Below are 3,724 nucleotides of genomic sequence, written 5' to 3' on the forward strand. Positions count from 1 at the left end.
GCTGTGGGTCGTGTGTGGCTGGTTGCGCAGTTCCCCGCGCCCCTTACGGGGCCCTGGCGCTCCGCTGGGTGGGCCGGGAACCGCGCGTTGTTCGTCGGCTGCGGGCCGGGTGTGGCTGGGCGCGCAGTTCCCCGCGCCCCTTACGGGGCGCTCCGCTGGGTGGGGCGGGGAACCGCGCGTTGTTCGTCGGCTGTGGGTCGTGTGTGGCTGGTTGCGCAGTTCCCCGCGCCCCTATGGGGGCTGCCCCTTACCAGGCGAACGCCTCCGGTGACGGGCCCGGGCCCGGGAAGATCTCGTCCAGGGATGTCAGGAGCTCCTCGCTCAGCTCCAGCTCCGACGCCCGGATCGCGGACGCCAGCTGCTCGGCCGTGCGCGGGCCGACGATCGGGCCGGTCACGCCGGGGCGGGTCAGCAGCCAGGCCAGGGCCGCCTCGCCGGGCTCGATGCCGTGCTTCTCCAGCAGGTCCTCGTATGCCTGGATCTGTGTGCGTGTCGCCGGGTCGTTGAGCGCGTCGGCGGCCCGGCCGGAGGCCCTGCGTCCGCCCTGCGCCTCCTTCTTGATCACACCGCCCAGCAGCCCGCCGTGCAGCGGCGACCACGGGATGACGCCGAGGCCGTAGTCCTGCGCGGCCGGGATGACCTCCATCTCGGCGCGGCGCTCGGCGAGGTTGTAGAGGCACTGCTCGCTGACGAGGCCGATGGTGCCGCCTCGCCGCGCGGCGATCTCGTTGGCCTGGGCGATCTTGTACCCGGGGAAGTTGCTGGAGCCCGCGTAGAGGATCTTGCCCTGCTGGACGAGGACGTCGACGGCCTGCCAGATCTCCTCGAACGGAGTGTCCCGGTCGATGTGGTGGAACTGGTACAGGTCGATGTAGTCCGTCTGGAGGCGCTTCAGGCTCGCCTCCACGGCCCGCCGGATGTTGAGTGCGGAGAGCTTGTCGTGGTTGGGCCAGGCGGCGCCGTCGCCGGCCATGTTGCCGTACACCTTGGTGGCGAGCACGACCTTGTCGCGCCGCTCGCCGCCCTTCGCGAACCAGTTGCCGATGATCGATTCCGTACGGCCCTTGTTCTCGCCCCAGCCGTACACGTTCGCGGTGTCGAAGAAGTTGATCTCGGCGTCCAGCGCCGCGTCCATGATCGCGTGGCTGTCCGCTTCGTCTGTCTGCGGACCGAAGTTCATCGTGCCGAGGACCAGTCGGCTGACCTTGAGTCCCGTACGTCCGAGCTGCGTGTACTTCATGACTCCTAAGCCAACGCCGTGGAGTGCGCTCTAGGCAAGGTGTCAGAGGTCCGGGGCGCGCCCGGAGGCGGGTCAGTCGCGGGGGAACTCGTCGGTCTTGAGGGTGAGGCCGAGGAGGGTCGTGGTCATGTCGATGTCCGCCCCGAAGACGACGGACAGTTCGCTGAGGTACTCGCCGTCCTTGGGCTGGGTGTAGAGGTGGCACTTGCCCTGGTAGGGGTCGGCGATCAGGTAGACGGGGACTTCGGCGACGGCGTAGGCGGTCTTCTTGGGGCCGTAGTCGTTCTGGGCCGTGCCCTTCGAGATGACCTCGGCGACGAACTCGACATCCTGGTAGCGCCCGAGCCCTCCAGCGGTCTTCTCGGCACCTTCGGCCACGAGTGTCACGTCGGAGGCGAAGCCGTTGAGGTGGCCCGGGTAGTCGACTCGGACGTCCGACTTCAGGCGCTTGCGTGGGTACTTGGTACGCAGTTGCTCGACGATGTCCAGGATGATCTCCCAGTGCGTGTCCCGCTGCGGCGACATGAAGATGGCTCCCCCGACGATCTCGACCTTGTATCCCTCGGGGGTGAACCGCTCGAGTGACCCGAACAGCTCGTCCAGAGTCAGCTCGTCGTTTTCCTCGGCCATCTCGATCCTGTCTTCAACGACGGTCATCGTGGCACTCCTCCCCGGCTGCCCCAACGGACGAGCACAGCCGCGCAGTACAACGATACGCACGGTGACGGGACACGGACGGGACTTCCCGCCTCAGCGGTCCTGGGCGTACGGCTCGCCCAGGTCCCACGCCTGGTACATCGCGTCGGCGTAGGCCGCCGCGATCCGGTGCTCGCCGCTCGCGTTGGGGTGTGTGCCGTCGTACGTGTCGTAGTGGATGTCGTACGACGGTGGGGGCGAGGTGAGCAGCAGAGGGGAGCGGGGTTCGTCCAGGTCGGCCGCGGCCTTGGCGAGGAGTTCGTTGAAGCGGTTCACCTGGGCGGCGAAGGCGTCGTCGGACTCGGCCCGGATGTTCGGGATCACCGGCAGCAGGACGATCCGGACGCGCGGGTTTCCCAGCCGCGCTTCGGCCACGAAGCTGCGTACGTTTTCCGCCGTCTGCTCCGCGTCCGTGTAGAAGCCCAGGTCGATCAGGCCCAGGGAGACCAGCAGCACGTCCGCGCGTTGGGTCCGTACCGTCTCCGCGATCAGCGGCGCCATGTGGAGCCAGCCCTCGCCCCACCCCGCCAGGTGGGCGCGGGGGAAGTCCGGGTCCGCGTAGGCGTACGACGTGGGCGTGTCCGCCACCTTGTCGTACAGCGCCTCCCGCGGGCCGACGATCTTGAAGGGGCCGCCGTACGTCGCGCACAGGTGCTGCCACAGCCGGTAACGCCACGTGTGTTCGCCCGCACTGCCGATGGTCATGGAGTCACCGACGGGCATGAACCTGAGCATGGGCTCATCATGGTTGATCGCTACTGGGTGGTAGTGGGTCGGGGGCGATTCGGTGCTGTGAACCTCGCCACGCAGGGCCGCGCCCCGCAAGGGGCGCGGGGAACTGCGCGACCAGCCGCCCCCAAGCCGCAGATGAAAGACGAGCAGGCAGGGGCAGCCTCCATCGCCAAAACAGCGGAGCGCCATGGCAGGGTTGGGACATGCGCCGTCGATCCCTCTCCCTCCTCGCGGGCCTCGCCGCGGTTCTCCTCGCCGCCGCCCCGGCCGCGCCGGCCTTCGCCGACGACGGCGGGTTCAGCATCAAGGACCCGAGGATCACCGAGTCCAGCGGCCTCGCGGCCTCGCGCCAGCACCCCGGGATCTACTGGACGCACAACGACCAGGACAAGGGCGCCTACCTCTACGCCGTCGACAGCAAGACCGGCAAGACCGTCGCCACCATTACCCTGACCGGCGTCGGCACGCCGCGTGACGTCGAGGCCGTCTCCATCGGGCCCGACAACCAGATCTGGGTCGGCGACATCGGCGACAACGACGGCGTCACCTGGCCCTACGTGTGGGTCTACCAGCTGCCCGAGCCCAAGGAGCTCAAGGACCAGAGCATCCGGGCCACCCAGTACGTCGTGAAGTACTCCGATGGTTCCCGCGACGCCGAGTCCCTGGTCGTCCACCCCAAGACCGGGCGTGTCTACATCATCGACAAGCAGGAGGACGGCGGGCACCTGTACGAGGGCCCCGCGAAGCTCTCCTCGTCGGGGACGAACGTCTTCAAGCCCGTCGCCCCCGTCGACCTGTGGGCCACCGACGCTGCCTTCTCGCCCAACGGTGAGCGGCTCGCCGTACGCGGGTACTTCGGCGGGATCCTGTACGACTGGAACGGCGGGAAGATCAAGCGGATCCAGCAGCTGAGCGTGCCCCTTCAGCAACAGGGGGAGTCGGTGACGTACACGACCGACGGGTCCGAGCTCATGTACGGCACCGAGGGCGAGGGCAGCACGGTCGTGGCGCGGGAGGCGCCCGGTGGGGGCGGTGGCGGATCCGACTCGTCGTCCG

At 68.7% G+C, this 3,724-nt stretch carries 4 protein-coding genes; 1 reads left to right on the forward strand and 3 read right to left on the reverse strand.

Translation table 11 applies throughout. The annotated features are described in order from the left end of the window. Positions 1 to 247 precede the first annotated feature (247 nt). From FNH08_RS46815 to FNH08_RS46825, 3 genes are all read right to left on the reverse strand, one after another. Complete coding sequence (locus FNH08_RS46815; protein ID WP_152777910.1) at positions 248 to 1,240, reverse strand: aldo/keto reductase; 993 nt, start codon at positions 1,238 to 1,240, stop codon at positions 248 to 250. Between the two features lie 72 nt (positions 1,241 to 1,312). Further along, positions 1,313 to 1,897, reverse strand: a complete 585-nt coding sequence (locus FNH08_RS46820) for a Uma2 family endonuclease (protein ID WP_152777912.1) — start codon at positions 1,895 to 1,897, stop codon at positions 1,313 to 1,315. Between the two features lie 93 nt (positions 1,898 to 1,990). Continuing rightward, on the reverse strand, positions 1,991 to 2,671 hold the full coding sequence (locus FNH08_RS46825) for a GDSL-type esterase/lipase family protein (RefSeq protein ID WP_152777914.1): 681 nt from the start codon (positions 2,669 to 2,671) through the stop codon (positions 1,991 to 1,993). Positions 2,672 to 2,871: 200 nt separating this feature from the next. On the opposite strand from FNH08_RS46825, the gene FNH08_RS46830 reads away from it, so the two are divergent. Next, positions 2,872 to 3,724 (forward strand): WD40 repeat domain-containing protein (locus tag FNH08_RS46830; protein WP_152777916.1); only part of this gene is annotated, 853 nt, incomplete at its 3' end.

Origin of the sequence: Streptomyces spongiae (assembly GCF_009377185.1) — a bacterium.
Classification (GTDB): Bacteria; Actinomycetota; Actinomycetes; order Streptomycetales; family Streptomycetaceae; genus Streptomyces; species Streptomyces spongiae.